Here is a 26,483-nt window from a genome sequence, read left to right as displayed (position 1 = left end):
TTATCGAGCAAGGCGTGCATCGGCGAGGCCGGGAACGGCTTTCGTCTTGCCGCTGAGCCGCGCCCCCAGCGTCAACGTCCGCGGGAAATTGCGGACGACCGCCTCCATCAGTGCAGCGCCGCCGGGGCCAAGGGCCAGCCGGGCGATGGCTTCGGCGGCAAGGACCCGCGTCGAGAACAATCCCCGCCAGGCCGCCTCGTAGCGCCTGCCGGCCGCCTCGCGCTTCCCCTGCCCGCTTGCCCCCTCGCCGAGCTCCAGCGCCAGGAGCCAGCCGGACTGAAGCGCCATTGAAATGCCCTCGGCGATGATCGGATGCGACTCGCCGGCGGCATTGCCGACGCGGAAGACGTCCGCTTCGTAGCCGGCGCGGACGCCTGGCCGGATCGGCCCTGCGGCGAGCCACGGACCGTCGCGGCGGGCCTGTTCCAGGGCATCCCGCGCGCCCCGGCATGTCGCCAGAATGTGATGCTCGACGGCCTCGGCCGCTGTGACATGGCCGCAGCCCGCGCGGGCGAGGCTGCCGCGCAGCCGGGTCAGCACATCGCGCCTTATGCAGCAGGAGATCGACATGCGGCCATTGTCGGCGAACACCATGCCGCCGTAGCCGCCGGGGAATGTCAGCAATGGCATCAGGTCGGGCGGCAGCGACGATCCGGTGAAATGCGCCTTGAAGCCGAGCAGGTCCGAGGGGCGATTGACCTTTCCAAGCTGGCTCGGCAGCGACCCCGGTTCCCACGAGCCGTGCGCGGCGACGATCACCGGCGCCCGCAGGATCGTCCCCTCGTCGGGGGAGCTGCCGCCTTTAACCTGGATCCGCACCGCCTGGCGATCACCGCAGTGTTCGATGGCGACGGCGCGGCAGGGCTGGAAGACTTCAGCGCCGGCCGACCGGGCGGCATCGAGCAGCAAGCTATCCAATATGTCGCGACCAAGCGCGCGGCCGAAGCCGTCTCTTGCCGCGGGTCCGGCACGCGCGCCCGGCATTGGCGACTCGATGCGGGTGTCGCCGGAAAACAGGCCGACCCGGCGGACTTCGGGACCGGCCTCGGCGCGCCAGGAATCGCCGATCCCCAGCCTGTCGAGGAGCGCGAGGTTGCTTGCCGAAATGTATTCGCCGCACACCTTGCGGCGCGGAAACGCGCTCTTTTCCACGATCGCGACGGCCCATCCGCGCCGGGCGAGCGCCAGCGCCGCAGACGCGCCCGCCGGACCGCCACCGATGACGATCGCATCGTGGGTGGATGGCCGCCTCATCACGCATCCGCCGCCGACGCCGCGCCGGCGAAGACATGGGAGAAAGGCCCGGCGCGCCGCTCCTCCAGCGGTCTCCCGCCGGCGGCGCTCCAGAGGTCGGAAAGCTCGCTGCCGCGAAAGCCGGCGCGCACGCTCTGGACCGCGTCATGCCGGGTGACGTCGTTGACGCCGATTGCCGGCAGAAGCCGGGCGGCGGTCAGCGCGAAGCCTGCCCGCAGCGGTTCCGACGCCAGGATGAGCGGAGCCTTGCGCCGCAAAAGTGAAAACAGGAGCAGCAGTCCGGCGTCGTCGAAATGATGCAGGAACAGGTTGACTGTGATCGCGTCGAAGCATCTGTCATCCGCCCGCTTCGCCCAGTCGAAGACATCGGCGGTGACGGTTTCGACCGTCCATCCCAGCGCGGCGAAATCCGCAACGAGCTTCGGCGTGACGAGACCGACGCGATCGAGCATGGTCAGCTCCACCTCGCGCCAGTCGCTCGCCATACGTCGCGCCACCCTCAGCATGAAGGTGCCGTCGCCGGCGCCGATCTCCAGGATGTGGCCGGGCGGCCGCGGCAAGAATTTCCGCATGAGCGATGCCATGATCGGCGCCTGGAACATCAGCGCATTGATGCGCCGCAGGTCGCGGCGCGAGGCAAGCGCCCGTTGATCGTCGGCCGCGAGGCGATCGAGGATTTCCGGGATGAGGCTGCGCTGGGCGAGCGCGCTCATGAGACGGTCCTGAACAGCATGGTCTCCGCCGTCAGCCCAGGTCCGAACGACATGCCGCAGCCGAGCAGCCCGCCCGGCTTCTTCAGCATCTCTTCCATCACGAACATGACAGTCGGCGACGACATGTTGCCGTATCGGCGCAGCACCTCGCGCGACGCTTCAAGCGCGGCCGGCTCGAGGTCCAGCGCCCTCTCGACGGCGTCGAGAATGGTGCGGCCGCCAGGATGCACAGCCCAAAGGTCGATCGCCTCTGCCGCCCGGCCGCCGAGGATAACGTCCTGGTTGCCGCGCAATGCTTCCTGGACCGCTGCCGGCACCTGGCCCGAAAGATACATGTCGAAGCCGTGGTCGCGGATGTCCCAGGTCATCAAGTCCCGCCGCTCGTCCGCAACGGTGCAACAGAAGGAGTCGAGCTCTATGCCGGGCGGCTCGGCGGTGACGAGGCTCGCCGCGCAGCCATCGCCCCAAAGGCAGAAGGACAAGAGCTTTTCCAGCTCGCTGGTCTCCCTGATGTGCAGGGTGCAAACCTCGATATTGACCAGCAGCACCCTCGCCTGCGGATCCGAGCGGACGATGTGGCGGGCAAGCTTGAGGCCGCTGACCGCGGCATAGCAGCCCATGAAGCCGATCATCGTGCGCTCGATGTTATCGGGAAGGTTGCAGCGCCGAACCAGGTCGAGGTCGATGCCGGGCGCGGAGAAACCGGTGCAGGTGGTGACGATGAGATGGGTGATGCGCGATGCTTCGTCGTCAAGGCCCAGTCCGTCGATGGCCTTTTGCGCCAGGACAGGCGCGGCTTCGCTGAACATCGCCATTCTGGCGGCCGTTCCGGGAAACGCGCCGCGCTTGAAGGTTCCGCCGAGGTCGGCTGACGGCCCCTCGGGGTCAAGGGCGGGCGCAAAGCATGAGAAGCGGTGCTCGATACCGGCGAGGCCAGCCATGCGCTCGAATATCCTCCTGCGATCGTCGGCCAGCATCGAGGCGGCGTAGCGCAGGTAGAACTGATGGACTTCATGCTCCGGAACAGCCGTCGCGATCCGGTTGATGTAGGCGTTGGCGGACATATACTGTCTCCCTGGGCCTCGGGCGCGGTGCGCGCTGTTGCCGGAGGGGTTCCTTGCTCACAGGGGCTACTGTCAAATGCCAGGCGTTGAGCGTTGCCTGTTCGATAAACGTTTCGGAAAACCTGTTTCTTCCAGGGCGTATGATCCCGGGCCAAAACTTCGCAAACGATCAGGCGCAAAATCAAAGTGTTACAGTCCTTTCCGCAAGCGGAGACGCGCCGTGCCACAAGAGCATGGAGCCGACGGGAAGCTTCAGCCTGTCGGGCAAAAACTTCGGGCCGGTCACTTGGTGCCCTGCGCCGTTCCGGGCACGATCAAGGCACCCTGATCGCGCTCCGAATATCTGAAGCCGATGAAGAACAAGGCGATGATGATGAGACAGAGCGCCAGCACGATGGCTAGGGTCCTTCCCGGGTTTTCGGCAGGCGGTTTGTCTTCCATGGCAGTTCGCCTCGCCTATAAACCCTGCGGGAGCGTCAAGAGTTCCAAGCTCTGAAGGCGCGTCGCCGGATCCGGAAGGCCGACGGACCGCCCCGTCGCGATCACGTGACATCGATGACGACCATCAGCCCGCCTCCGCCCTTCTCCTCGACATTGTTGTTGGTCGTGTGATGCGGGATGTGGCAGTGGATGAGCCACTTGCCCGGGCGCTGTGCCTTCCAAACGACGTCATAGCGCTGGCCCGGCCCGACATTGACCGTGTCAGCGAGGAAGCGAGCCGAGGCTGGAACCGTCTCGCCGTCGCGAGCGACGACCTCGAACGGGCCGCCATGGATGTGCATCGGGTGGATGAAGCCGTTGTTGGTGCCGATGAAGCGGACCTTCAGCGTCTCGCCGACCTTCATGCGGATCGTATCGGTCGAGGGATAGGCCTTGCCGTTGATTGTGAAGAAGTTCGGCATACCGCCGTCCATAGGCATTGAGGGATAGGTCAGGCCCTCCCGCACCAGCCATTCCTGCAACTCGATGACATAGTCATGATCGGCGGCGACCTCGTCGGCGGGATTGGCGGGATCGACGATCAGCGCGCCGTAGAGGCCGAGCGCCTGGGTCCGGTCGGGCTTGGCGTGCGGATGATAGAAATAGGTGCCGTGCTGGGTGACCGTGAATTCGTAGGAATAGGTCCGTCCAGGCTCGATCGGCGCCTGGGTGATCTCGGCCGGCCCGTCCATCTGGTTGGGCAGGATCAAGCCATGCCAGTGCACCGTCGTCTCCTCCGGCAAGCCGTTGGTGACGTCGATGCGGACACGGTCTCCCTGGCGTATATGAATGCGCGGGCCTGGAATCTGGCCGTTATAGGCATAGGTGTCGACCGCCACATCCGGCAGGATCTGCCAGCGGACCACCGACGGCCTGAGCTCAAACACCTTCACTCCATTCTCCATGCGGAACGGCAATTCCTGATCTCCCTTGGCCGCAAGATCGTAGGAGGCGGTCACCAGGCGCGGGTCGGCCGCCGCCATGTCGCGCATGGCGTCGGCCGGCGTGTCGCGGTCCATGATCATGCCCTGCGGCATGATCACCCCGCCGACGTCGCGAGCCGACAAGGTCAGGTTCAGCCAGTTCGCAGGCGCGATCATTCCGATGGCAAGCGCGACCAGCGAGGCCATGCCGAGGGCGGCGATCTGCGGCGTGGTCGCATCCGAGCGCATGTGATGGCCAGCGCCGCCGTTGCCGGAGGCCGGGCCGCCGCCTTGCCGATGATGACCATGGCCGCCGGCATCAGCCTGCTGCATTTGCATTCGCGCATGCCGTCCCCTCGCAGGCTGGGCAGTCGCCTTGGCCGCCTTTTCGCGCTCCGTCATCAGGCCATGCTTCAGCCCGCGCGCGACCAGCCAGACATTGGCCGGGTAGGCCAGCGTGAAGCCGGCGATCACGCCGATCGACATCACGCCCCAGAACAGAAGCTCGGTCGGTTCCATGGCGCGCATGTCGCGGCCCATCATCAGGAAACTCATGACCGGCGCCATGCCGGCCATCATGAAGTTCATGGAGATGAACTCGGGCTGGAAGCTCCTACGGACGTTTTCCCAATAGCTGCCGCCCATCATCGATTTCATGAACAGCGACTGGAAGATGAAGAGGCCGAAGGCGAAGCCGGCAAGATATTCAACGATGAGGTCGAGCCACATCGGCAGGCCGAGCGTGGCGGTGACGACCGCGGCAAGGATGATGCCGGTGGCATCGCCGGCAACGCAATGGATGGTCGAGCCGACGCCCTGTTTCCAGAGCGGGCCGGTAAAGGCCTCGTGCTCGCCGGGACGCGGCTCCTTGTCGGCCAACACATAAAGAAGCAGGCCGAGCGGGCCCATATAGAGAGTCACAAGGATGAAGCCCCATTTCATCACCACCGGCTCGGGATTGTTGCGGTACTGGTCGAAGCCGACATAGAGCGTCGACGCAACGGCGAGCGCGAACCAGGCGACGAGGAAATAATCGATCGGTTGGATGAGCATGATGCGGCCTCTGCTCGATGAAACGGCTGGTTGCATCCCCTGCGCATGAACGCGGCCGGGGCCGCTACGATCCATTCGCCGGAAATTCCGGCGCAAGGCTTCGATCGGGCTTGACCTTCCAGCAACTGGAACCCTTAGCGTCGGGCCAGACCTTTCGGCGGGACCTTCTGATCGAAATCGAGGAGAAAAAGATGCATCGTCGCGGCTTTCTGGCAGCCGGCCTGGCAACGGCTCTGTCGGTCCCTCGCGCGCTGGCGCAGATGAAGATGGATGGCATGTCGAACATGGATTCCATGCCGGGGATGGGCGGCCACGCGGGCCACGACATGGGCGCCATGTCGAAAGGCCCGGCCCCGCTGCCAGAAGGCGAGGCGCTGCGCGAGCTATCGCTGCTTGCCAACGACGCCGGCCCGCCCGGCCTGTTCAGGGCGAGGCTGACGGCGGCGCCCGCCACGGCGCGTTTCGCCGCTGACCGGGACACGCCGATCCTTGGCTATAACGGCATGAGCCCGGGCCCGCTGATCGAGGCCCATGAGGGCGACCGCGTCGAGATCACCTTCGCCAACCGGATCGAGGGCGAGCCAAGCACCATCCACTGGCACGGCATGCCGGTGCCCGCCGACCAGGACGGCAATCCGATGGACCAGGTGGCGGCGGGTGCGGACCGCGTCTACGCCTTCGAGCTGCCGGAAGGGAGCGCCGGCTCCTACTGGTATCATCCGCATCCGCACGGCCGGACGGCCGAGCAGGTCTATCGCGGCCTTGCCGGCGCCTTCGTCGTCAAGGCCAAGGCCGATCCCGTTCCTGCGGCCTATGGCGACACGGTGCTCATGTTCACCGACCTTCGCCTTGCCGCTGACGGCTCGATGCCCGAAAGCGATATGAAGGATCTGATGAACGGCCGCGTCGGCGACCATGTCCTGGTCAACGGCCAGAAGAACCCGCGGCTCGCCATGGCGATGGGCGCGAAGCGGCGCCTGCGGCTCTACAACGCCACCAATGCGCGCTTCCTCAGGCTTGCCTTCGATGGCGCGGCGATGACGATCATCGGGACAGACGGCGGCCTGCTGGGGAAGCCGGTTGCGGCCGACGAGATCCTCCTCAGCCCCGCCGAGCGCGTCGAGCTGGTCGTCGCCTTCGACCGGCCTGGCGCCGCAACGCTCACCACGCTCGACTACGACCGCGGCTGGATGGGCGCCGGCCGGCCGGCGGACGCGGGGCTGACGCTGCTGACGGTCGACGTCTCCGAGACGCCGGCGGAAGCGATGCCGCCGCTGCCCGAGCGGCTGAGGCCGATCGCGCCGCTTGGGCAGCCGACGGTCAGCCGCCGCTTCGTGTTCACCGAGACCATGGCGATGAACGCCACCGGGATGGAGATGGGCTTCCTGATCAACGGCAAGGCCTTCGACATGGAGCGCGTCGACATCGTCGCCAGGGCCGGCGAGACCGAGCTCTGGGAAATCGTCAACCAGGCCGACATGGACCACCCGTTCCACGTCCACGGCACGCAGTTCCAGGTGGTGGAGCGCGAGCGCGACGGCAAGATCTCGAAGCAGCCCTATCTGGCGTGGAAGGACACGGTCAACGTGGCGCGCGGCGAGACGGTGCGGCTGCTTCTGCGCCAGGAGCGGCCGGGGCCGCGCATGTATCACTGCCACATCCTCGAGCACGAGCAGCTCGGCATGATGGGCATTGTCGACGTGCAGGCATGAAGTCCGGCACCGTGTATGCGGCGGCGGTGCTGACGCTGGCCGGCTCGCTGCTCGCCGCCCCGTCGCTGGCAGAGGGGCCAAGCAATGCAATCGTCAAGGCGCGCCAGGCTTCGATGAAGGAGATGGCGGCGGCCGCGAAGGCGATCGCCGAGATGTTCGACGGCAAGCGCGCCTATGAGCCGGCGGCCTTCAGGGCGGCAGCGGGCACGCTCAGCACCCGCACCGGCCCTGCCCTGATCGCGGAATTCCCTGCCGGCACGCTGGGCGCGCCGTCAGCTGCCAAACCGGAAGTCGACCAGGCCCGGCCGGAATTCGAGGCGCTGGCCCGCCATATCGGCCGTCTCGCCGAGGCGCTCGCCGCCAAGGCCGAGGAAGCGCCCGCCGCGATCGGCGACGACATGCGCATGGGAACGGGACTGCCGATGGATGGCGGCAGCCTGCTCGGCAAGCGCCCGAACGCGGCAGCAGCCGATCCGGCCAGGATGCCGGCCGAACATCTCCTGCATCTCATCCTGCAGGATTGCGCGAGCTGCCATTCGAAGTTCCGGCTAAAGGTGGAGTGAGGCGCGCCTAAGCAGCCCGGCTATCGACAGACACTTGTTCTGCACAGTAAAATCAGGTTGTGCTAATATATAGCAGCCATGCTCATCCGTGCATGACAGGTTTAGGGAGGATGCGATGAAATCGATCAATCGCAGGTCCGCAATTGCTCTCGGCGTGACGGCCGCCGCGGTGGCGCCCCTGTTCACGACGACAACGTTTGCGAAAACCAAGAAATACGGTCCGAAGGAAGGCAAGGAGATAGCGCCCGGCGTCAGGGTTGTGGAGGTCGGTACCGGCAATTCCGACATTCCCGCCTACAAAAGCATCTCCATTGTCGACGTCGTGTTTCAGCCCGGAGCGCATGCCCCGCAAAGCGTGATGGACAACGACATGGTGTGCACGATCACGTCAGGCGCATTCACCATCAAGAAGGCGGACAAGGAGTTCAAGCTCAAGGTGGGTGACATGTATACCTGCTCTAAGGGCAAGACCGACGAGGCGACGAATACGAGCAAGGAGGTCGGCGTGCATCGCATCGCCGTCCTGGTGCCCGCATAGGCGATAACCACAGCCGGGCGGCGATCATCGTCCGCCCGGCCATGCAACCCGCCGCGATCGGCCGTGACACCGGCGTGGCGGCCGCCAGACCCTGATCAGGAAGGCCGCGAGACCGTTTGTCGGCGCGCATCACAAAAGTGACGCGCTGACCCGGCTATATGCCGGGCTCATGCAGCCAACACAGGGTTCCGGTCATGGATGCCAGCGAACTGCAGGCCATAGGCGACACGCTGATGCGCCTCGTCACGCCCGACATGACACCGAAGGAGCTGGTCAAGGCGGTGCGCAAGGTGCATCCCGGTACCAAGAAGAAGGACATCGCCCGCGCCGCCTTCCACGCCATCATCGCCAATGCCGACCAGGATCTCGGCAAATCGAGGAACCTGCAGGCCTTCGCGCTCGCCGAGCGCACCCAGCAGGCGGAATAGCGACTACCGACGATAGCTGCAAATTGCATCGATCGAATTGTCAGAAAATTAATCAGCGATTTCTAATATTATGGGTCACCCGGCAACAAATCCCGGCGACGGACCCATGACCAAGAATCTCGGCAACGCCAAGCCCAACGCTCCAGCGAGAGAGATGAAACGCTCGCCGTTCGGCAGGATCGCGCCGGCGCTTTTCCCGCTGGTGATCGTCGCGCTCGGCTACTTCGTCGGCAAGCAGTTCTTCGGATTTTGAGGCGGGCTCGCTCCCGGTTTTCCTCCGCGACTCGCGACAAACCGATTGCAATGTGCAATCAGGCTGTGCATCCTTGGCGGTGGAGCGGGCCGGAAGGAGGCGCCGGTGGCCAGGATCGTCTATTCCATGCTGATGTCGCTGGACGGCTATATTGCCGGGCCGGACGGGAACATCGACTTGCCGGCGCCCGAGGAAGAGCTGCACCGGCATTTCAACGAGGACATGCGGCAGACCGCAATCGCGCTCTGCGGGCGGCGTCTGTACGAGGCGATGCGGTTCTGGGACAGTCCTGAGCGGGCGACGAGCGCCGAGGAGGTCGAGCGCGACTTCGCCCGCGCCTGGCGCGAGACGCCGAAGATCGTGTTCTCGACGACTCTCAGCGAGGTCGGCGCCAATGCCCGCCTGGCTGATGGCGACGCCGTGGCGGTGGCAAGGTCGCTGAAGGCTGAGACGGATGGCCAGATCAGTGTCGGCGGCGCCGGATTGGCGGCGCATCTGGCCCGAGCGCGCCTGATCGACGAGTACCGACTCTACATGCACCCGGTCGTCCTGGGCGGCGGCAAGCCGTATTTCCAGTATGGATTGTCGCTCGCGCTGACGCCACTTGGCAGGGAGCGCCTCTCCCAAGGCGTGACGCTGCTGCGCTACGCGCCTGCCTGAGCGCGGCAAGTTCAAGACGGGCCAGCCGGAGTTGAAGGGAGAAGGCCGCCGCTTCGGCCGTTTGCGCCGCCCCCACTGCTTTGGTCCTAGGGCCTAGGTCGTTCTTGCCCTTGTATAAGCACAAGCGCATGTTCGAGATAGCCGGCAGGCTCGCAAACTCCGGTCAGGCCCGGCCGCCGAACCCAATACACCCCCCCAGGCTGCCGGGCCGCCGGCGCGGCGGACGTCGCCAAAGCAAGCCTTCGACCACCCTCACATTCGATCCGAACCATCGGCGCGGCGGACATGTCGGCCTCACAATCCGCTTGGACGCGTTCGTGACTCGCTGGCGTATTGTTGCGCGAACCGGGTGACATATCGAAGTCGAATTCCGCCAAGCATGCCCTAAAGCGCGTCGCGCTGAAACGGATTCGGGCGACGCGCTTTAGGTCTTTGTTGTTATGCATGTCGTTTTCGCAAAGCCGCCGCTCACTTTGGCGCGACGTGCATTAACCACGGTTCCGAAACCTGGCTTTTTTACACAGCATCGGCGGTTTCTCGATATTTTTATTTGCGATGTCGAATCGACGGGCGGCCGGCGACTGCTCTCCTACTAAAGGCCAATGCGCCGATACTTGCGGCAACCCTTCGCACGTTAAATCGTATTGCCGTTCAAGGATGCATTTCTTGTGGCAACGAGCTGGAGCTGCACATGGTGGCAGGCGAACCAGACAGCGTCCGCGTAAAGGGCATCAACGGCCAGTGGATCGTGCGCGTCGTCGAAGGCGGAAGACTGACGCAGCAGGTGTTCGACATTCACGCGGAAGCCGAAGCCTTCGCCGAGGAGGAACGGCACCGGCTGGGCCTGCCGGGCGAGCCGCCGGCCGAGGAGCCGGTCGAGGCAAGGCGGCGCGGCGGGCGCGGACGTTGACACAATCCGGCAGGTAAGCGACTGGCATGGCAGGCTCCGCTTCCGGGATCGGGTGGTTTGCGCTTCGCCCGGAAATGCGGGAACAATCCGCGGACGGGAGCGCTGCCGATGTGCAATCTTTACAACATCACCACCAGCCAGGAGGCGATCCGCCAGTGGACGCGGGCGTTGCGCGACATTGCCGGGAATCTCGAACCTTCGGTCGACATCTATCCCAACCAGCCGGCGCCGGTGGTGCGCAACGCCGCCGACGGCAACCGCGAGCTCGCCAGGCTGCGCTGGGGCATGCCGACGCCGCCGGAGCGGATGCGCGGCAACGCCGATTCCGGCACGACCAACATCCGCAACCCGCAATATGCCCATTGGCTGCCCTATCTCGGCGTCGAGAACCGCTGCGTGGTGCCGGTGACGAGCTTTGCCGAGCCCTCGCCGACGCCCGGCGACAAGGACCCCGAAACCGGCGTGCAGAAGAATTTCTGGTTTGCGCTGAGCGACGAGAAGCCGCTGTTCTTCTTCGCCGGCCTCTGGACCCCCTGGCATGGCGTGCGCAGGGCCAAGGAAGGTCCGGGCGACCATGAGCTCTACGGGTTCCTGACGACAAGGCCCAACGCGCTGATCGCGCCGATCCACGAGAAGGCAATGCCGGTGATCCTGACCACTGAGGAGGAGACCGAGACGTGGCTCACCGCGCCATGGGCGGAGGCGAGGACGCTGCAGCGGCCCGCGCCGGACGACGCGCTGGTGATCGTCGAGAAGCCGGCGACGCAGATCAAGTTTCCTGCCGAGCCGCCGGCGCAGGGGTCGTTGTTTTAGAGGCCTTCCCATTCGAAGCCCGGCCCGCATCGTCTCCGAGCACCAGGGTGTGGTGGCGGTCAGTTCACGCGCCAGAGGAAATATGGCCAGTCCGGCGTGTCGAAGGGCAAGGCGGTCCAGCGCGACGACTGCATCACCCGGTCGCTGACCACCAGTCCGCCCGGTGCCATCAGCGCGTCGATCAGCGCCGCCAGCCAGCCGGCCTGGGCAGCGTCGCGGATGGGGTCCTCGCTGCCGAAATCAGCATGGGCCAAGGCTGCGGACGCACGGCCGGACAAGGCGGACAGCGTTTCGCGGAAATCGCCCAGCACTAGGTCGGTGCCGGCGGGCGCAGCATCGGCCGGGGCGTGCAGGTCGCGGTCGAAGGCGATGATCCGGCGCTCCGGGAACAGTTTGCGCAGATGGCTGTAGGTGCGGCCCTTGCCCAGGCCGATCTCCAGCACTGGTCCAGGCAGGCCCCGGATCTCCTGCGCCGCCCGCTCCAGTGCCCGGCGCTGGGTGGTAAGGCGGGCGATCATGCGATCGAGGCGGCTGTCCATGGGCGGCTCCGGGCAGGGCTTGAGGGTGTCGAGGGCCGCCACTGTAGGTTCGGCCGGTTACGTCGTCGATCCCGTGCGTGCTTTCTGTAATTTGTCAGGTCGTCCTTGAGCGATCGATACGCAGTGGAAAAGCGCCTAGCGATCATGTCCTCGCTTTCTGCAGCACCCAGATGTAGCCCTTGGGCGGATGGTCCTGGTCGATGAACTGGGTCTTGACCTCCGTGTCCTTGCGGCCGCAATGCTTACAGCGGAAGCGGATTGCTTCGAGCGGCTTGTTCCAGCCGACGACCTTGGCCACGTCGTTCGCCTTGAAGCGGCCGACGTGATAGCAGTGGCGGCATTCGACGACGAGCAGCATGTTGGCCTTGGCCGCCCGGCCGACGCTGTCCATGGGTCCGGCCATCTCTCATGTCCGGTCGCAGTAATCCTCGGTTAGCGGCAACAGGCCGAGCCAGGCAGCGCGGAAGTCGGGCTCCCTTCCGGCAACCGCGCCCATCACCTCATGCAGCTTCTCCACCAAGCCGTTGAGCCGCCAGTATATTTCGCCATTGGCTTTGAGGTTGAGCTGCGCCGCCAGCACGGTCTGGCGCAGCTCCAGCGCGTCGCGAATGATCGCCTCCGCGTCCGACCGGAACAATCTGTCATAGCGGCCCTTCCGTCTGCCCAATGCGGCTCTCCCTGATCCCGAGCAAACCGCCCCATCTCCTGACAAAATAGGAACCCATTCCTCGCAAAGTCAATTCGCTCTTGACATTTTTGTTCACTTTTTGTTCACATGCTAATACGAGCCAAAGGGAGCACCCGCCATGGACCACATCGTGAGGCTCGACAGCCGCCAGGAAGCGGCACTTCAGGCGACCGCCGAGCGCTTCATCGCCCGGCACAAGGGCGACCCCGTGAAGGCGCTGAAGGAGATGATCGTGCTCAACGGCCACCTGCAGGAGCGCCTGGATGCGCTTGTCGCGCCGAGGAAGGCTGCGCGTTGAGCAACTGGCGACATGCCCAGCAATTCGCGTCGAACACGGGTGAGCGTGTTCAGCGCGGCTCCGGGTCGAGGAAGACGTGCAGCGACTTGATCCGCCCGCCTTCGACATGGGCGACGTCCGTGCCGGTAGCGGCCACCGGAAGCGCTGCCCTATCTGGAGAGCAAAGCGCTGCTGCGCCTCGTTCCTGATTGGTATGCAGATCTCGGCTCGATCTCGCTCTATTACGCGAGCCGCACCCCGCTGCCGGCCAAGACGCGGGTCTTCGTCGATTTCGTGCTGGAGGCTTTTCGGCGGGACCGTCTGGCCGAAACGTTTCGCCGGGAACCCCGGCTAATGCCCGATCGATCCGCCCTGCCTCGCTCCGCTACCCGGCAGGACAGAGAGAGCGCTGTCCCGCCAGCATCGGAGTATTTGCACTCCCGCACGCTATAAAACGAACCGCCCCTTAAGCCTTCACGCGCTTCAGCGCCTGCGCCATGCAGTGGATGCCGCCGCCGGTCTTGGAGATCTCGCTCATGTCGACGGCCGCAACCTCGAAGCCCTGGGCCTTGAGCTTTTCGATCAGCGTCTTGCTCGACGTCGGCGCGATCACCCTGTCCTTGCCGAGCGACATGAAGTTGCAGCCGAGCGCCATCGTGTCCTGGAAGGGCACGTCGATGATCTCGTGACCCTTGCCCTTCAGCCAGTCGACGATGCCGGGCTCGGTGCAGGCGAGGCAGACCGCGGTGAGCTTTTCGGCGATCGGCACCACCATGAGATCGATGTGGACATAGTATTCGTCGATGAAGGCCATACGCGTCTCCCAGCCTTCCTTGTCGAACCAGGCCTGCACCTGGCGGGCGCCCTCCTCCTGCGTGCGGGCGCCGCCGCAGCCGATCAGCACCACGCCCTCCTCGATGACGTTGAAGTCGCCGCCCTCGAAGGTGCCGGCCGTCACCATGTCGTAGATCGGGATGCCGAGCTTTTCATAGGTGCGGATGGCGGCGTAGTTCTCGCCTCGGCGCCACCAGTTGGCCATAGCGGTGATGAAGGCGCCATAAGGCGTCATGACGCTGGAGTCGCGCGAATAGACCTGCATCGGCAGTTCCGGCGTCGGCTCGTGCCAGTGGATGTTGACGCCGAAATGCTCGTAAGCGGCGACAAGGTCCTTGTGCTGCGCCTGCGCGATCTGGATGTTGCAGGGCGCCTCGCGCAGATGCTTTCTCGACAGCGAACTGGTCGAGAGATGCCGCAGGAAATTGGGCGAGCCGAGCAGCACGTCGGTCAGTGGATCGGTCTCGTTGGCGAAGCCCCAAGCGGTCAGCGGCTTGGTGCCGCCATCGGGATTGCGGCGCTGCAGCGAGAAGGGCTCGGCGACGATGCGGTCATGGACGGTCATGGGGTTCTCCTCGATCGATGTTTGTCATGCGGTGGAAGCGGACGGAATCCACCAGTCGCGCCCGCGCGGCGTGGTGACATATTCCGGCCAGCGGAAATGGATCGGCGGATCATAGTCGCAAAGCGGCGCGATCCAGTTCGAGCCGCCGACGCCGCCGCCGGTGCGGGCGACGAACTCGTCCATCGCGGCATCGCGCGCGGCCTTGTCCTCGAGCAGGCGAAGCGCCGTCAGCGCCACCGTCTTCGAAGCGCAAGTGACCATCGGGTCGATGGTCGCCGGGATGCCGCCCAGCGCGTTCATCACCCAGGACGGATAGGCGTGGCCGTTGGCTGAGCGCAGCGCCGGACGGCCGACGTAGAAGCGCGATGTCGGCGCGTGCCAGCTCATATCGGTGTAGTCGTCGGAGGTCGAATTCACCTGCGAGGGCGGCAGGTCGCGGCGCAGGATCGCCTCGGCCTCCTGCGGCGAAATCAGCCGCTCCATCTCGTCGATGAACGGGTTTTCGGTCGCCTCGCCGCCGGCATTGACCTGGATCTCGCGGGCGATGGCCCTCGCCTCTTCGTTCCACTGTGGCACACCGACGGTCGACAGCGCCTGGTAGGTGATATCGGCCATAACGTGATTGGCGAGCCCCGGCCGCGACTTCGACACCCAGTGCCGCTCGTACCGGCAGCCGCTTATCCTGGCGGCCGCCTCCGCGTTGCGGTCGAGCACGGCGGCCACCTGCTCGGCCATGGCTATGGTCGGCACGCGGATCATGTACTGGATCTCGGCCAGTCCCGCCGGCAGATTGTCGGCGGTCGCCTGCCCCGCGGTGAGGATCGCCTCGCTGATCGACCAGCCGCCCTGATGCGTCAGCATGGAATCGCGCAGCGCCCTGGAGGCCATGTACATCATCATCAGCGCGTCGTTGGCACCGGGCGCCCGCACCGCCGAATGCGCCTGCGGGATCGGCGCGCCATCGCCTGCGCGAACCCACTTTTCGGGCTCGTCGCAGACGAAGCGGTAGATCATCGCATAGGCCGCGCCGCAATGGGTGTCCCAGCGCGCGGTGTTGCAGAGCGGCAGCATGTAGAAAGGGTGGAAGGAGATCATGGCGGCCAGGCCGTCATAGTAACCCTTGGCCGCGTGGATCGGTTTCGAGCCCCTCACCTTCTCGGCCGGCTCCCCGGTGAAGCGCAGCGTGCCCGCAATACCATGCTGCTGCATCGCCGCCTTGGCGGCGAGCAGGCCGCCGAGGCTGCCGATGCCAAGGCCCGAATGCGGGTCGGTGTGGCCGCCGGCTTCGATGCCGAGACCTGGGCGCGGCTGCCTCACCACTCCCGCGTCCTGGCAGTTGCCGGGCACGGCGTCATATTCGGCATACATGCCGACGGTGGGCCCGTCACCGTTCGTCCAGTGGGCGCAGAAGGCGGTCGGCATGCCGCCGGAACCTTCCTCGACCGAAAAGCCCTCGCGCCTCAACCGGTCGACATACCAGGCCGCCGACTGGTACTCGCGCCAGGCGGTCTCGCCGAAGTCGAAAATGGTGCGCGTCCAGGCCGACAAGAGCGGCTGGATCCCGTCGATGCAGGCAAGCGCGGTCTCTTGCGCCGAGGTCGTCACCGGTCTCTCCATGCCGCAAAGAAAGCAGTGAAGCGGCTCATCAAAAAGTGATATGTTTTCCCGGCTCGTGCAAATTCGGTTCACCTGAGGCCTCTTGCGCATACCTTCAACGCAGGCGCTGCGCGCCCTTGACAGCTTCGCCCGCCACGGCAGCGTATGGCGCGCCGCCGACGAGCTCCACCTCACCCGCAGCGCCGTTTCGCATCAGCTGAGGCTGCTCGAACGCGACCTTGGCTTCGATCTTTTGCAGCGCATCGGCAAGGGCGTGGCGCTGACGCCGCGCGGTCAGCGCTACGCCTCGGATGTGCGCAAGGCGCTGACCGTGCTCGGCGACGCCGGGACGCAGACCAACGGCGCCGGCGTCGGCGGCTCCTTCGCCATCTCCTGCCCGCCCGGCTTCGCCTCGATGTTCCTGTGCACCCATATCGGCGAATTCCAGCAGATGTATCCGGATGTGGCGCTGTCGGTGCTGACGCCGCGCCGCCTCGACGACGTCAGCAATCCGGATGCCGACGCCTTCATCGCCTTCGGCGTCGGCAACTGGCCCAACCGCGCGGTGGAGCTGCTTTGCGAAGTCTCCTTCATGCCGCTCTGCAGCCCGACGCTGCTCAACAAGGTCGGCGGCTTTGCCAAACCGGCCGACGTGCTGCGAGCCAACCTGCTCCATCTCAGCGACACCGAGGACTGGGCGCGCTGGCTGGCGCTGTCCAAGGTGGAAAATCCCGATACCGAAGGTGGCATCTTCTTTTCCGACATGAACCTCGTCTTCTCGGCGGCTATCGCCGGCCAGGGCATCGCCCTGGGTGACGAACTGCTCGGCCGCCGCGCGCTGAGCGAGGGCCGGCTGGTGAAGCCGTTCGAAGCGTCGGTGCCCTCGCCGCGCGCCTATTTCCTGGTCTTCGAGCATGCGAAGGCGGGGCATCCGGTGCTCAATGCCTTCAGCGACTGGCTGAGGGCCAAGCTGTCGGAAAACAGGGTGGCGAACTACTGAGGCAGGGCGCCGCCCTTTCCAGACGTGAATCAAATTTGCCGATCAGGCGAAAACTATTCGGTTGCGGTGAGCCGCAGCCGTGCCTACGATTTGAGTTGACGGTGAGGAAAGAGGCAGGATGCAGCAACCCGGCCGGGCCGCGGAAATCAAGGCGAATGGGATCGGCAAGAGCTTCGGCTCGTTCCGGGCGCTCGACAATCTGTCGCTCGATATCGGCCGCGGCGAGTTCCTGACGCTGCTCGGTCCATCCGGCTCCGGCAAGACCACCTTCCTGATGATCCTGGCCGGCTTCGTGCAACCGAGCGAGGGCCGGCTTTTCAGCGACGGCGTCGATATCACCGACCGGCCGGCCGAACAGCGCGCCGCCGGCATGGTATTCCAGGGCTATGCGCTTTTCCCGCATATGAGCGTGGAACAGAACATCGCCTTCCCGCTCAAGGTGCGCAAGAAATCGGCCGCCGAGATCAAGCGGCGCGTCGGCGAGATGGTCGATCGAGTCGGCCTCAAGGGCCACGAGAAGAAGCTGCCGGCGCAGCTTTCCGGCGGCCAGCAGCAGCGCGTGGCGCTGGCCCGCGCGCTTGTGTTCGAGCCGGGCGTGCTTCTGCTGGACGAGCCGTTTTCGGCGCTGGACAAGAGCCTGCGCGGCCAGATGCAGGCCGAGATGAAGCGGCTGCATCAGGAGACCGGCACCACCTTCGTCTTCGTCACCCACGATCAGAGCGAGGCGCTGGCGCTGTCCTCTCGCGTCGCCATCTTCAACCATGGCAAGCTTCTGCAGGTGGGCAGGCCGGACGAGGTCTACGACCGGCCGGACAATCGCTTCGTCGCCGAGTTCCTCGGTGAGATCAACATGCTGCCGGTGAAGGGCGTCAAGCCCGCCGACAATGGCGCGACGGGCCTCTGCGAGGACCGCGCGGTCAACATGCGCTGCAAGGCCGAGAAGGTCCGCGGCGACGCCATCCTCGCCATCCGCCCCGAGCATATGTCGATCGCCCCTGAGGCCGCCGTCGGCGAGAACGGCATTGCCGCGACCGCCGTCGCCTCGACCTATCTCGGCGCCGCGACCAAGCTCGACCTCACCACGCGCCAGGGCGCCAAGGTCACCGTCTCGGTGCCGAACGAGGTCGCGGCTGCAGCGCTCAGCAAGGGCAATTCGGTCTGGCTGACCTGGCCGGCCGAAAAAGGCTTCCTCCTTCCGGATGGAGGACAATGAATACCGCTGCGGCCTGACATCGCCGCACCGGCTTCCGGATCAGATCAAACAAAACAAGGGGAACTGACATGACGAACGATACCAGGAAACAGACCATCGAATCGCTTGCCGAAAGAGCAAAGCGCGGCGAGATCTCGCGCCGGCAATTTGCGCAGCTTGCCGGCCTTGTGCTTGCCGGCACGCCGATGCTGTTACGCTCGACCGGCGCTTTCGCCGAGACGAAAGGGCTGGTGCTGGTGAACTGGGGCGGCGACGCCATCACCGCTTACGACGCAGCCTACGGCCAGGCCTTCACCAAGGACACCGGCATTCCCGTCAAGATGGACGGCTCTGGTCCAACCGAAGGCGCGATCGCCGCGCAGTTCAAGAGCGGCGCGCCGACCTGGGATCTGGTCGACGTCGATCCGTTCTCGGCCATCACGCTGGGCGGCCAGGGCATGCTCGAACCGATCGACTATACAATCGTCGACAAGAAGAAGATGCGCGAGGGCTTCGGTTGGGAATACGCCGCTTCGACCTACTTCTTCTCCTACGTGATCGCTTATGACTCGCAGAAATTCGGCTCCAACGCGCCAACCGGCATGGCCGACTTCTTCGACGTCAAGAAGTTCCCGGGCAAGCGCTCGCTCTACAAATGGGGCGTGTCGAGCTGGGAAGCCGCCCTGCTCGCCGACGGCGTGGCGCCAGCCTCGCTCTACCCGCTCGACCTCAAGCGCGCGCACGACAAGATCGCCGCCTTCAAGGAAAACGTCGTCTCCTATTGGGGCGGCGGCGCCGAAAGCCAGAGCGTGCTGCTCAACGGCGAGGCTTCCATGGCGATCGTGTGGTCGACGCGCGCCTCGCTGATCGAGCAGGACTCGGGCGGCCAGATCAAGTTCATCTGGGACCAGGGCCTGATCTCACCCGGCGCGCTGGCCGTGCTCAAGAACAACCCCGGCGGCAAGGAAGCGGCGATGAAGTTCATCGCCAGCACCCAGGATCCGCAGAAGGAACTGGTGATGTTCGACAAGCTCGGCCAGGGCCCGGCGAACCCGGCGGCCGACGCGCTGATCCCGGCCGACAAGAAGCGCATCAATCCCGTCGATCCGGAGAACATGAAGAAGCAGATCGCGCTCGACATGGAGTGGTACGCCAAGAACTACGGCGCAGCGCTCGACGAATACACAAAGATCATCTCGGCCTGATCAGGCCGAGATTTCGGACCGATGAGAAACATCCTCTCCGACAGGATGGGCGCGGCGCTGCTAATGGCGCCGCTGCTCCTGTTCCTCATCCTTGCCTATGCCTGGCCCTTCCTCGGCGTGGTGAAGTGGAGTTTTACCCTCCCCTCGCCCGGCCTCGGCCAGTACCACGCCCTGGTCACCGACGACCTGGTTCAATCGGTGTTCATCCGCACCCTGCGCATCGCGGCGATCGTCACCGTCGTCTCGGTCACCGCCGCCTATGCCATCACCGTGGTGTGGGTGCGCGGCAGTCCGGTGCAGCGCGTGCTAGCCGAGTTCTGCATCCTGGTGCCGTTCTGGATCTCGGTGCTGACGCGCGCCTTCGGCTGGGTGGCGCTGTTGTCCAACCGCGGGCTGATCAACACCTGGCTGCAGTCGATCGGCTTCATCTCCGAGCCGCTGACTTTGGTGCGCAACGAGTTCGGCGTCATCGTCGGCATGTCGCATTTCCTCATCCCCTTCGCGGTATTCCCGCTGGCATCGGCCATGCGCAGTCTCGACGAGCGCGTGCTCTTGGCGGCGCGCGGGCTCGGCTCCAGCCGCATGCGCACCTTCTGGACCGTGTTCGTGCCGATGACGCGCTCCGGCATCATCGGCTCGGCGATGATCACCTTCGTCTTCTCGCTCGGCTTCTTCGTCACGCCGGCGATCCTCGGTGGCGGCCGCAGCGTGATGATCGCCGAGTTGATCTACCTGCGCATCTTCCAGAGCCCGGATTGGGGGTTGGGCGCGGCGATCAGCGTGGTGCTGGTGGTGTTCGTCGGCGCGCTGATGGCGCTGCTTTTCCGCTACGTCAAACCGAAGCAACTGGTGTAGCGCGATGCCGACCTACCGCCCCGGTCCCGTCTCCCTTGGGCTTGCCGTACTTGTGGCGCTGTTCCTGCTTCTGCCGTTGCTCGCCGTCATCCCGGTGTCGCTGACGCCGAGCCGCATGCTGACAATGCCGACGGGCGAACTGTCGCTGCGCCACTATCGCTCGCTGATCGAGGATCCGCGCTGGCTGGAGTCCATCCTGCTTTCGCTGCGGGTCGGCGTGGTGAGCAGCGCGCTTTCCACCGTGCTCGCGCTCACCTTCAGCCTGGGGGTGTGGATGTTCCAGCCGCGCTTCACGGCGGCGCTGGTCGGCTTCGTGCTGTTGCCGATGGTGGTGCCGCCGGTGGTCTCGGCGGTGACGCTCTATTTCCTGCTCACCTCGGTCTCCGGCATCTCGTCCTTCTTCGGCTACGACACCTGGCTGGGTGTGGCGATGGCGCATTCGGTGATGACCGTGCCTTTCGCAACGGTGCTGATCCTGGTCTCGCTCAGCCAGCTCGACCGCCGCATCGACCTCGCCGCGCGCGGCCTCGGCGCAACCGTGTGGGAGCGCGCGACGCGCGTCATCATGCCCAACATCAAGTTCGGCATCGTCACCGCTGCGCTCCTCTCCTTCGTGCTCTCCTGGGAAGAGATCGGCGTGACCCTGTTCATCACCTCGGTGAACGCGATCACCCTGCCCCGGCTGATGTGGATGGGCTTGCGCGACAACATCGACCCGGCGATCGCGGCGCTCTCGGTGATCCTGATCATCATCACCGTGCTGGTGCTCGCCGTGCGCAGCGTCGTCACGCGCCGGCAAGCCGCACCCTAAGCCCGCTCACCCAGACGAAAGAGGCCCGTCGGGAGCGACGGGCCTCGTCGGGCGCCAAAGTGGAAGTTTGGCTCCTAATGATCCGGGGGTGTGGATCCCGCTGACCTTAGCCAATGGCGGTCCGGCGGGCGATTTACAAATCCGTAAGCTTCGTGCCGGCAACAGCGAGCGGTGTCGGCAAAAAGGACCGTATTATCATCGCCTTGCAAGCATCCGCGAGTGCGCCGATGCGGCGCCCTTCAATCAAAAGTGATGGGAACGCCGGCGAGACACGGGCAAGGACGCCATGGGCCTCCCGCCACCCGACGAGCCGGTCAGGCGGATGCTCAGAGAGGCTACCGATTTCCCGGCAGCATCCTGGTCAGGATCGTGTCCCGGCGAACGAAGTGATGATAGAGCGCGGCCAGGGCATGTATGCCAGCCACGATCAGTATGCCGTTCGCGCACAGCGAATGCAGTTCGCGGATGGTCCGCGCGGTCGCTCTGTCCGGGGCAAACGGGGCCGGCACGGTGAACAGGCCGAAGAAGCTCAAAGCGTCGCCCCTGAACCAGGTCAAAAGGATGCCGAGCACGGGAATGGCCACGAGCAGCGCGTAAAGAACGAAATGCCCGATCCGGGCGGCGGCGCGCTCCGGGGCAGGCATATCCGCCGGGAGGCGCGGCGCTCCCCTCATGCCGCGCAGGACGACCCGCCAAAAGACGAACGCGGCGAGCAGGAGCCCGAACGAAATATGCAGCCGCCAGACGGCCTCGACGGTCGGATCCCCGCGGCGCAGCAGGTCTTCGCCATAGGTCAGGGCGTAGAGCAATACGACCAGCACAAAGAGCGCCCAATGCAGGAATTTTTGGGTGGACGTGTAGGCGTCACGGGACATTCGGCAAGGCTCCTTGAACCGCGTCGCGCAGGAACGGATCCTGGCGAGGCGCTTTAAGCCGCTGTCTCAAGCGCATTCCCGGCGAACTTGTGGCCGCTAAATTACGAATTTGTAATGGGAATTACGGATCGAAATATTCCGGCTGGGCAATAGGCAAAACAAACATTAGGCAAAAGAAAATACCGGCACCGCGCGGCGCGTTGCCATCCCGTTGCATTCGCGCAGGCGAAGACCCTCCGGCCCTCGCCTGCGCCGCAGCCGATCACGCGGCCTGGGGCCGCCGCATCCTTTCGACAAGAGCCTGCCGGGCCGGGCCGGCGAGCGGCCTGTCCATGGTCAGCAGGCCGTCGAGCAGAGCGAGGAGCTCACGCGCTGCGGACGACTTGCAGGAGTAGTAGACCATCTGGCGGTCGCGGCGGGTGTCGACCAGGCCAAACCTACGCAGTTTGGCCAAATGCTGGGAGAGTGCGGACTGGCTGAGCTCGACCTTGTCGGCAAGCGTGCCGACCGACAGTTCGCCCTCGGCCAGGTAGTTCATGATGAGCAGACGCTTCTCGTTGCCCATCACCGCAAGAAAGGCTGCCGCGCTCTCTGCGTTGGCGGTAAGTTTCTTCGTCACCATCGGTTTCCCCATGTTCATGCTCTTCCGAGGCCATGGGGGCAATGGCTTCAGAATTCCAGAGCATTTGGTTGGCCTGCACCGACCCGGAGTCGGAACCTGCCCTGCTTCTTTGTTCGACCAAACCCCTTCGTAACCCGGTTGCCACCACGTCGGGATATTGGCCTCGGACAGCATGCGCCGCGTTGCTGCGTGACGCAAGTTGGCGCAGACTCGGAATAATTCCGCGCTGCTAATGAGTATCAGCGCTTCGTTGTTTCGGCAAGGATATAGCGAAGCTGGCCCAGTATTCGGCATGCCTGAAGTCCAGACAACGAGCCGAAAGCCCCACTAGCCCGGACGTCACGAAAGACATTGTCGCCATCTCCTTGAAGACTCACCCTCGTTTGCGAACCCGTGTTAATATTAGCCGGGGAAGAAAGGGGGACATGAGCTGAAGGAAAACGCCCATGTCCAACATTTCACGAAACGCGTTCACGCCCGCCGAGACTGCTCTGTTCGGGCGCGTCTTTGAGAACGGGCGCGTCGATGGAGAAACCGAAGAGCAGAAGGAGGCACGCGCCTCGCGCATCATCGCCAACTACATGGCCGGCATCACCGACGAAGCCGAACTCATCGAACTTTCCCGCAAGCCGCTCGGACGATGAAACGGGGCCATGTCCGTTGTCGGTGCGCTGCTCACATCCTGTTGAAATATCGGGATGAAACCTGCCGGGCAGTTGCGCGTTTATCATCCGCTCACAACGCATCAGGGGTTTCGCGATGATCCAGGGATGGTTTTCCAGGCCGGTCGAAGTCGCCGTCGGCGTGGCAGGCTCGATCCGACACATTTCCAATGCACAACAGGCCGTGGAATTGCTGACAGGCCAATGGCGCGATGCCGGCAGCGCGCAGCATGGCGCGGCGCTGCGTGCCTGCCGCCGGGCAATGAGCGGCGACGTTCCGGCCGACAACGCCAGGGAAGCCTTCATCAGCGCCGCGCGCGAAGCGCATGTGCTGGTCGAATAGGTCCACGGCGGCAACTGACGACCTGCCTATCTGTAGAAGAGCCACAAAGCACCACCACCGCGAACGCCGCGGGGGGAAGCAGGATTGCTGCCCGCAAGACGCACATGACCAGGTAGAGCGGGACGGACATGTCTGGCGGTGCCGGCGCCTATCGGTTGCGCAATTCGCCCGGCGTTTTGCGCGTGACCGGAAGCCGGCGCGCCAGGCGAAACCGCTGTTTGCGGTCCGCTTCGGCGTGCGAACGGCTGCGCTCCGCCTCTTCATAGAGCCCGAAAGCGGTCGCCATCAACAAGGCGACGGTCATGGTGGATGCAAGCACGGCGATCAGCATGAGAGGTCTTCCCGCATTCTGCGGCGTGTCGGATCCGATTATCGCCGCGGCCGACAGCGCAGCCAGTGACTTTGGTCACACGTCTTTTGCGCGGCGCGCCGACAAAAATCCGGCCCGTCAGCCGACCCGGACGACCGATCGCCGATCTCAAGAATTCTTCGGAACATTATCGGGAGTGGTTGGTTAATGCGCGGGTCCGCCAATCATCCCGGACCTGCATCCCAACCGGCGCCCGCCGGCGCCGCTGTCAAAAGACCATCATACGAACGGAGGATCTGGTGAACGACGTCTGGTTTTCCGAGCCGGTCGTGATCGATTTCGAACCAAGCGGACAACACAAGGTCTCAAGCTGCTTCGAGGCGGTCGAATGCCTTGACCAGCGCTGGCCAAGACGGGCGCGCGACGGCGCCTGGCGGTCGGCAAGCCGTGTCTGCCGCGATGCGCTCGACGGTTTGAGAAGTCCCGTCGAAGCCCGCAAAACCCTGCGCAAGGCGGCGAAGGCCGCCGGCCTGCTGGCCTAGTCGGCGACCCGCAAGCCGAGAAATTTCGGAACATTGCAACCGCCGACCTGTTTCTTCCCTGTAGTCTCGTGACTACGGGGTTCCAGACCCAAGCCGAGCCCGTTCCGGCCTTCCCATCGCCGGGGCGGGCTTGATTTTTACGCCGGGCAATCTGGACGGAAACTGCAGCGCGGCCGGCGTATACCGGAGAGGGTTCAGAGCGCCTCCCCCGGGGTACATGAAAACGCCGGCCGCTGGGCTTCGGGCGCCTGTTGTTCAGGCCCTTTCATTTCGGCGAGCGGGGCCTCCGGATTCAACGCCGGGGTCAGGTTGTGGTCAACGAGAGGTTACTATCCACAGGTGGGCCCGACCGACCCCGGACCGTTCGCCGCCTCGATCAGTCGAACCCGCCAAGCACTTCCGGAAACTGAACCGCCATCTCCCCCGCCTCCGCCTGCCTGGCGTAGATCCGGTGCATTTTCGCCCCGTCATAGCGCGCGCGGCGGCGCTGAACATCCTTACCGAACACGCCTGCGACAGCGTCGAAACGCCGGAGGAAGCGCTTGATCACGCCGCGTTCGAACGGCACGCGCTGCTCGAAGGGTTTGCACCAGGGCGTGCCCTTTGCCAGATCGCGCCACACCTTAAGGGCATCAGGTTCGACGCCAACCTGGTTGCCCCATGGCTTGCCGCCCGCGAAATGCCGGGCATAGGCCTGGGAGAACCGAAATTCGCTGGTGGCGTTCGACATCAGATTCCAGTTCGGGTGCATCGTCTGCCATTTGCCCTCGAAGACGATGTTGAGCGCGTTCTGGTCGTTCATTTTTCCATTAATGGCAGTCTGGCGCGTCCTCTCCAGGAGGCCCTCCGCGCGCACCGCATCCATGTCGAAGACCAGCACGCCGGAATTGAAGTATGGCGCGCCCTGCTGCATCCCGAGGCTTTTGCGATAAGACGGCCGGAAGTACATGTAATCGTCGTGGGCCGCGAGCAGAGGCGCGTCGAGCCCTTGGCAAGCCAGGTCATTGATGTCGCGGTTGAACAGGACATCACAATCGGTGTAGGCGACCCGGCCATAGCTGTCGAATTGCGGTAGCAAGTCCGCGAACAGGCGGACATAGGCAGCGATGCTGTAGGTGCCAAAGCGGAAGCCAACGCGATCCATGAAGTCAGACACGTCGAGCAACGCTACTCTGTTCCCGAGCAGCCGCCTCGCGACTTGCATATCGCTCTCACGAACCTTCACGTGGAGAATGAAGCCATCAATTGGCGCGGAAACATCCAATATCCGGCGCGCCGTTAGGCATGCATAGGGAAAATAATTGCTATCCGTAGCCAAGAAGTAGCACGGCCGCTGCAAGCCTGCCTCCATGATATCGAGCTTCGCCTGACGGGCCGATCTAAAATCAATTGCGGTTTACGCAGTTTGAGCCACCCAACTGCTTATCCCAGCCGCCGTACTACACCGAAGCGGTGCCTGCCACAAAATGGCTCTCTATGAAAGTCTCAATGGGGCCGGTGAGCGTGTCGGCTTCCCGTTTGATTTTATCGTCGTCCCATTCCCACCACCGGATTGCCAGCAGCTTCGAAATCACATCGTCAGGGAAGCGATATCTAATCAGTCGGGCCGGCGAGCCGCCAACGATCGCATAAGGCGTCACATCCTTGGTGACCACAGCCCCTGCGCCGACGACTGCGCCATCGCCGATCTTCACCCCCGGCAATATTATAGCGCCGTGGCCAATCCAGACGTCGTTGCCGATTGTGACACCGCTCGGTCTGCCGCCATTTCCGACGGGATCGGATTGCTTCAGCATCCGGCTGTGGATCGGAAATGTCGTGGCGCGATCGGTCAAATGCTGACCGGAGCACATGAAAAGCACTTCACCGGCGATCGAGCAGAAAGCCCCAACCGTTAGCGGGGCCTCCTTTGAGGCGAAAAAAACCTTCCGCCGTGACATCCCATAGGTGTGGCGTCCTACCGTCACGTGTTCCGGCAGTTTCGAGCGAGCGTTCCTCAACCAGCCGGATAATACGGACATTCTGAAGGCCTACCCCAGCACAACAACGACATAGCCGCAGATGGGCCAAATCCACAAGCCTGAGGTTTCACAAGCCGGGCGAGTGATCTTCAGGTTGGGACCGGATCGCCGAAGATATCGGTTTCAGCCTTTTTCGTCTCTTGGCGCTGTGTTTTGCGGTGGATTGCGCCTGGGAGTGTTGA

The 26,483-nt window shown here is 64.5% G+C and carries 32 protein-coding genes; 17 read left to right on the top strand and 15 right to left on the bottom strand.

The features are described 5' to 3' along the window. From EN874_RS23435 to EN874_RS23420, 5 genes are all read right to left on the bottom strand, one after another. Positions 1 to 1,254 carry an FAD-dependent oxidoreductase gene (locus EN874_RS23435; protein ID WP_127427489.1) on the bottom strand — a complete coding sequence of 418 codons (1,254 nt, stop codon included), beginning with the start codon at positions 1,252 to 1,254 and terminating at the stop codon, positions 1 to 3. Further along, positions 1,254 to 1,967, bottom strand: coding sequence for a methyltransferase domain-containing protein (locus tag EN874_RS23430; RefSeq protein WP_127427488.1), 714 nt, complete (start codon positions 1,965 to 1,967; stop codon positions 1,254 to 1,256). Before EN874_RS23430 ends, EN874_RS23435 begins: the two co-directional genes overlap by 1 nt. After that, the gene (locus tag EN874_RS23425) at positions 1,964 to 3,031 is read right to left on the bottom strand and encodes a type III polyketide synthase (RefSeq protein ID WP_127427487.1); all 1,068 of its coding nucleotides are present in this window, start codon (positions 3,029 to 3,031) and stop codon (positions 1,964 to 1,966) included. Before EN874_RS23425 ends, EN874_RS23430 begins: the two co-directional genes overlap by 4 nt. A gap of 282 nt (positions 3,032 to 3,313) precedes the next feature. Next, complete coding sequence (locus tag EN874_RS33805; protein WP_168247565.1) at positions 3,314 to 3,472, bottom strand: hypothetical protein; 159 nt, start codon at positions 3,470 to 3,472, stop codon at positions 3,314 to 3,316. Positions 3,473 to 3,573: 101 nt separating this feature from the next. Continuing rightward, positions 3,574 to 5,487, bottom strand: a complete 1,914-nt coding sequence (locus EN874_RS23420) for a DUF4396 domain-containing protein (protein ID WP_127427486.1) — start codon at positions 5,485 to 5,487, stop codon at positions 3,574 to 3,576. Positions 5,488 to 5,678: 191 nt separating this feature from the next. On the opposite strand from EN874_RS23420, the gene EN874_RS23415 reads away from it, so the two are divergent. The 8 genes from EN874_RS23415 (at position 5,679) to EN874_RS23385 (ending at position 11,364) form a co-directional block, all read left to right on the top strand. After that, entirely contained in the window at positions 5,679 to 7,199 is a 1,521-nt protein-coding gene (locus EN874_RS23415; RefSeq protein WP_127427485.1) for a multicopper oxidase family protein, read from the top strand. Further along, positions 7,196 to 7,762 (top strand): cytochrome c, encoded by a 567-nt coding sequence (locus EN874_RS23410; protein ID WP_127427484.1) that lies wholly within the window; start codon positions 7,196 to 7,198, stop codon positions 7,760 to 7,762. The genes EN874_RS23415 and EN874_RS23410 overlap by 4 nt, the downstream gene beginning before the upstream one ends. A 115-nt stretch (positions 7,763 to 7,877) precedes the next feature. Beyond that, complete coding sequence (locus tag EN874_RS23405) at positions 7,878 to 8,300, top strand: hypothetical protein (RefSeq protein WP_127427483.1); 423 nt, start codon at positions 7,878 to 7,880, stop codon at positions 8,298 to 8,300. A gap of 194 nt (positions 8,301 to 8,494) precedes the next feature. After that, positions 8,495 to 8,728, top strand: a complete 234-nt coding sequence (locus EN874_RS23400; RefSeq protein WP_127427482.1) for a hypothetical protein — start codon at positions 8,495 to 8,497, stop codon at positions 8,726 to 8,728. A 106-nt stretch (positions 8,729 to 8,834) separates the two neighbouring features. Continuing rightward, on the top strand, positions 8,835 to 8,981 hold the full coding sequence (locus EN874_RS33800; RefSeq protein WP_168247564.1) for a hypothetical protein: 147 nt from the start codon (positions 8,835 to 8,837) through the stop codon (positions 8,979 to 8,981). A gap of 105 nt (positions 8,982 to 9,086) precedes the next feature. After that, entirely contained in the window at positions 9,087 to 9,641 is a 555-nt protein-coding gene (locus EN874_RS23395; protein WP_127427481.1) for a dihydrofolate reductase family protein, read from the top strand. 691 nt (positions 9,642 to 10,332) lie between these two features. Then, a complete protein-coding gene (locus EN874_RS23390) occupies positions 10,333 to 10,551 on the top strand; it encodes a hypothetical protein (protein ID WP_126084857.1) in 219 nt (72 codons plus the stop codon). A gap of 108 nt (positions 10,552 to 10,659) precedes the next feature. Beyond that, on the top strand, positions 10,660 to 11,364 hold the full coding sequence (locus EN874_RS23385; RefSeq protein ID WP_127427480.1) for an SOS response-associated peptidase: 705 nt from the start codon (positions 10,660 to 10,662) through the stop codon (positions 11,362 to 11,364). A gap of 59 nt (positions 11,365 to 11,423) precedes the next feature. Here the strand turns inward: EN874_RS23385 and EN874_RS23380 are convergent, their stop codons facing one another. From EN874_RS23380 to EN874_RS23370, 3 genes are all read right to left on the bottom strand, one after another. Further along, a complete protein-coding gene (locus tag EN874_RS23380) occupies positions 11,424 to 11,903 on the bottom strand; it encodes a class I SAM-dependent methyltransferase (RefSeq protein ID WP_127427479.1) in 480 nt (159 codons plus the stop codon). Between the two features lie 142 nt (positions 11,904 to 12,045). Beyond that, positions 12,046 to 12,306 (bottom strand): hypothetical protein, encoded by a 261-nt coding sequence (locus EN874_RS23375; protein WP_126084860.1) that lies wholly within the window; start codon positions 12,304 to 12,306, stop codon positions 12,046 to 12,048. A 3-nt stretch (positions 12,307 to 12,309) separates the two neighbouring features. Continuing rightward, positions 12,310 to 12,570 carry a hypothetical protein gene (locus EN874_RS23370; protein WP_127427478.1) on the bottom strand — a complete coding sequence of 87 codons (261 nt, stop codon included), beginning with the start codon at positions 12,568 to 12,570 and terminating at the stop codon, positions 12,310 to 12,312. A 139-nt stretch (positions 12,571 to 12,709) separates the two neighbouring features. Between EN874_RS23370 and EN874_RS23365 the strand changes: the two genes are divergently transcribed. Beyond that, positions 12,710 to 12,889: a hypothetical protein gene (locus EN874_RS23365; protein WP_126084862.1), complete on the top strand. Its 180-nt coding sequence runs from the start codon at positions 12,710 to 12,712 to the stop codon at positions 12,887 to 12,889. A 445-nt stretch (positions 12,890 to 13,334) separates the two neighbouring features. On the opposite strand, the gene EN874_RS23350 is transcribed toward EN874_RS23365, so the two are convergent. Further along, complete coding sequence (locus EN874_RS23350; RefSeq protein ID WP_127427477.1) at positions 13,335 to 14,267, bottom strand: dimethylarginine dimethylaminohydrolase family protein; 933 nt, start codon at positions 14,265 to 14,267, stop codon at positions 13,335 to 13,337. A gap of 24 nt (positions 14,268 to 14,291) precedes the next feature. Further along, positions 14,292 to 15,884 (bottom strand): amidohydrolase, encoded by a 1,593-nt coding sequence (locus EN874_RS23345; RefSeq protein WP_168247563.1) that lies wholly within the window; start codon positions 15,882 to 15,884, stop codon positions 14,292 to 14,294. Between the two features lie 82 nt (positions 15,885 to 15,966). On the opposite strand from EN874_RS23345, the gene EN874_RS23340 reads away from it, so the two are divergent. The 5 genes from EN874_RS23340 (at position 15,967) to EN874_RS23320 (ending at position 20,926) form a co-directional block, all read left to right on the top strand. Beyond that, entirely contained in the window at positions 15,967 to 16,863 is an 897-nt protein-coding gene (locus tag EN874_RS23340; RefSeq protein ID WP_127427475.1) for a LysR substrate-binding domain-containing protein, read from the top strand. Positions 16,864 to 16,981: 118 nt separating this feature from the next. Next, positions 16,982 to 18,076: an ABC transporter ATP-binding protein gene (locus tag EN874_RS23335; RefSeq protein ID WP_127427474.1), complete on the top strand. Its 1,095-nt coding sequence runs from the start codon at positions 16,982 to 16,984 to the stop codon at positions 18,074 to 18,076. Between the two features lie 68 nt (positions 18,077 to 18,144). Then, positions 18,145 to 19,260, top strand: coding sequence for an ABC transporter substrate-binding protein (locus EN874_RS23330; protein ID WP_127427473.1), 1,116 nt, complete (start codon positions 18,145 to 18,147; stop codon positions 19,258 to 19,260). A 21-nt stretch (positions 19,261 to 19,281) separates the two neighbouring features. Further along, positions 19,282 to 20,115 carry an ABC transporter permease gene (locus EN874_RS23325; protein ID WP_127427472.1) on the top strand — a complete coding sequence of 278 codons (834 nt, stop codon included), beginning with the start codon at positions 19,282 to 19,284 and terminating at the stop codon, positions 20,113 to 20,115. A 4-nt stretch (positions 20,116 to 20,119) separates the two neighbouring features. Beyond that, on the top strand, positions 20,120 to 20,926 hold the full coding sequence (locus EN874_RS23320) for an ABC transporter permease (protein WP_127427471.1): 807 nt from the start codon (positions 20,120 to 20,122) through the stop codon (positions 20,924 to 20,926). Positions 20,927 to 21,261: 335 nt separating this feature from the next. On the opposite strand, the gene EN874_RS23315 is transcribed toward EN874_RS23320, so the two are convergent. Beyond that, positions 21,262 to 21,801, bottom strand: coding sequence for a cytochrome b (locus tag EN874_RS23315; protein ID WP_127427470.1), 540 nt, complete (start codon positions 21,799 to 21,801; stop codon positions 21,262 to 21,264). A gap of 262 nt (positions 21,802 to 22,063) precedes the next feature. Then, the gene (locus EN874_RS23310) at positions 22,064 to 22,423 is read right to left on the bottom strand and encodes a metalloregulator ArsR/SmtB family transcription factor (RefSeq protein ID WP_059186266.1); all 360 of its coding nucleotides are present in this window, start codon (positions 22,421 to 22,423) and stop codon (positions 22,064 to 22,066) included. Between the two features lie 446 nt (positions 22,424 to 22,869). Here EN874_RS23310 and EN874_RS23305 point away from each other — a divergent pair, with 446 nt between their 5' ends. Both EN874_RS23305 and EN874_RS23300 read left to right on the top strand, forming a co-directional pair. After that, positions 22,870 to 23,067: a hypothetical protein gene (locus tag EN874_RS23305; protein ID WP_127427469.1), complete on the top strand. Its 198-nt coding sequence runs from the start codon at positions 22,870 to 22,872 to the stop codon at positions 23,065 to 23,067. A 115-nt stretch (positions 23,068 to 23,182) separates the two neighbouring features. Continuing rightward, complete coding sequence (locus EN874_RS23300; RefSeq protein WP_059186167.1) at positions 23,183 to 23,428, top strand: DUF982 domain-containing protein; 246 nt, start codon at positions 23,183 to 23,185, stop codon at positions 23,426 to 23,428. Positions 23,429 to 23,576: 148 nt separating this feature from the next. Here EN874_RS23300 and EN874_RS23295 read toward each other — a convergent pair whose 3' ends face one another. Then, a complete protein-coding gene (locus EN874_RS23295) occupies positions 23,577 to 23,759 on the bottom strand; it encodes a hypothetical protein (protein WP_127427468.1) in 183 nt (60 codons plus the stop codon). 278 nt (positions 23,760 to 24,037) lie between these two features. Here EN874_RS23295 and EN874_RS23290 point away from each other — a divergent pair, with 278 nt between their 5' ends. Next, positions 24,038 to 24,280, top strand: coding sequence for a DUF982 domain-containing protein (locus EN874_RS23290; protein ID WP_126084872.1), 243 nt, complete (start codon positions 24,038 to 24,040; stop codon positions 24,278 to 24,280). A gap of 376 nt (positions 24,281 to 24,656) precedes the next feature. Here the strand turns inward: EN874_RS23290 and EN874_RS23285 are convergent, their stop codons facing one another. Both EN874_RS23285 and EN874_RS34940 read right to left on the bottom strand, forming a co-directional pair. Beyond that, positions 24,657 to 25,631 carry a glycosyltransferase gene (locus EN874_RS23285; protein WP_127427467.1) on the bottom strand — a complete coding sequence of 325 codons (975 nt, stop codon included), beginning with the start codon at positions 25,629 to 25,631 and terminating at the stop codon, positions 24,657 to 24,659. An 88-nt stretch (positions 25,632 to 25,719) separates the two neighbouring features. Continuing rightward, positions 25,720 to 26,301: a CatB-related O-acetyltransferase gene (locus EN874_RS34940; RefSeq protein ID WP_127427466.1), complete on the bottom strand. Its 582-nt coding sequence runs from the start codon at positions 26,299 to 26,301 to the stop codon at positions 25,720 to 25,722. Positions 26,302 to 26,483: the final 182 nt, after the last annotated feature.

Source organism: Mesorhizobium sp. M1D.F.Ca.ET.231.01.1.1 (genome assembly GCF_003999155.2).
Lineage (GTDB): Bacteria > Pseudomonadota > Alphaproteobacteria > Rhizobiales > Rhizobiaceae > Mesorhizobium.
The sequence above is the reverse complement of the archived record's forward strand: the minus strand, read 5'-3'. Positions and strand labels throughout refer to the sequence as shown.

Coding starts and splice junctions, on each gene's coding strand:
- EN874_RS23430 (WP_127427488.1), bottom strand. CDS start 1,967: ATGAGCGCGCTCGCCCAGCGCAGCCTCATCCCGGAAATCCTCGATCGC.
- EN874_RS33800 (WP_168247564.1), top strand. CDS start 8,835: ATGACCAAGAATCTCGGCAACGCCAAGCCCAACGCTCCAGCGAGAGAG.
- EN874_RS23330 (WP_127427473.1), top strand. CDS start 18,145: ATGACGAACGATACCAGGAAACAGACCATCGAATCGCTTGCCGAAAGA.
- EN874_RS23315 (WP_127427470.1), bottom strand. CDS start 21,801: ATGTCCCGTGACGCCTACACGTCCACCCAAAAATTCCTGCATTGGGCG.
- EN874_RS23390 (WP_126084857.1), top strand. CDS start 10,333: ATGGTGGCAGGCGAACCAGACAGCGTCCGCGTAAAGGGCATCAACGGC.
- EN874_RS23375 (WP_126084860.1), bottom strand. CDS start 12,306: ATGGCCGGACCCATGGACAGCGTCGGCCGGGCGGCCAAGGCCAACATG.
- EN874_RS23320 (WP_127427471.1), top strand. CDS start 20,120: ATGCCGACCTACCGCCCCGGTCCCGTCTCCCTTGGGCTTGCCGTACTT.
- EN874_RS23365 (WP_126084862.1), top strand. CDS start 12,710: ATGGACCACATCGTGAGGCTCGACAGCCGCCAGGAAGCGGCACTTCAG.
- EN874_RS23405 (WP_127427483.1), top strand. CDS start 7,878: ATGAAATCGATCAATCGCAGGTCCGCAATTGCTCTCGGCGTGACGGCC.
- EN874_RS23295 (WP_127427468.1), bottom strand. CDS start 23,759: ATGCTGATCGCCGTGCTTGCATCCACCATGACCGTCGCCTTGTTGATG.
- EN874_RS23385 (WP_127427480.1), top strand. CDS start 10,660: ATGTGCAATCTTTACAACATCACCACCAGCCAGGAGGCGATCCGCCAG.
- EN874_RS23415 (WP_127427485.1), top strand. CDS start 5,679: ATGCATCGTCGCGGCTTTCTGGCAGCCGGCCTGGCAACGGCTCTGTCG.
- EN874_RS23345 (WP_168247563.1), bottom strand. CDS start 15,884: ATGGAGAGACCGGTGACGACCTCGGCGCAAGAGACCGCGCTTGCCTGC.
- EN874_RS33805 (WP_168247565.1), bottom strand. CDS start 3,472: ATGGAAGACAAACCGCCTGCCGAAAACCCGGGAAGGACCCTAGCCATC.
- EN874_RS23420 (WP_127427486.1), bottom strand. CDS start 5,487: ATGCTCATCCAACCGATCGATTATTTCCTCGTCGCCTGGTTCGCGCTC.
- EN874_RS34940 (WP_127427466.1), bottom strand. CDS start 26,301: ATGTCCGTATTATCCGGCTGGTTGAGGAACGCTCGCTCGAAACTGCCG.
- EN874_RS23300 (WP_059186167.1), top strand. CDS start 23,183: ATGATCCAGGGATGGTTTTCCAGGCCGGTCGAAGTCGCCGTCGGCGTG.
- EN874_RS23305 (WP_127427469.1), top strand. CDS start 22,870: ATGTCCAACATTTCACGAAACGCGTTCACGCCCGCCGAGACTGCTCTG.
- EN874_RS23350 (WP_127427477.1), bottom strand. CDS start 14,267: ATGACCGTCCATGACCGCATCGTCGCCGAGCCCTTCTCGCTGCAGCGC.
- EN874_RS23435 (WP_127427489.1), bottom strand. CDS start 1,254: ATGAGGCGGCCATCCACCCACGATGCGATCGTCATCGGTGGCGGTCCG.
- EN874_RS23380 (WP_127427479.1), bottom strand. CDS start 11,903: ATGGACAGCCGCCTCGATCGCATGATCGCCCGCCTTACCACCCAGCGC.
- EN874_RS23285 (WP_127427467.1), bottom strand. CDS start 25,631: ATGGAGGCAGGCTTGCAGCGGCCGTGCTACTTCTTGGCTACGGATAGC.
- EN874_RS23425 (WP_127427487.1), bottom strand. CDS start 3,031: ATGTCCGCCAACGCCTACATCAACCGGATCGCGACGGCTGTTCCGGAG.
- EN874_RS23310 (WP_059186266.1), bottom strand. CDS start 22,423: ATGGTGACGAAGAAACTTACCGCCAACGCAGAGAGCGCGGCAGCCTTT.
- EN874_RS23335 (WP_127427474.1), top strand. CDS start 16,982: ATGCAGCAACCCGGCCGGGCCGCGGAAATCAAGGCGAATGGGATCGGC.
- EN874_RS23400 (WP_127427482.1), top strand. CDS start 8,495: ATGGATGCCAGCGAACTGCAGGCCATAGGCGACACGCTGATGCGCCTC.
- EN874_RS23410 (WP_127427484.1), top strand. CDS start 7,196: ATGAAGTCCGGCACCGTGTATGCGGCGGCGGTGCTGACGCTGGCCGGC.
- EN874_RS23325 (WP_127427472.1), top strand. CDS start 19,282: ATGAGAAACATCCTCTCCGACAGGATGGGCGCGGCGCTGCTAATGGCG.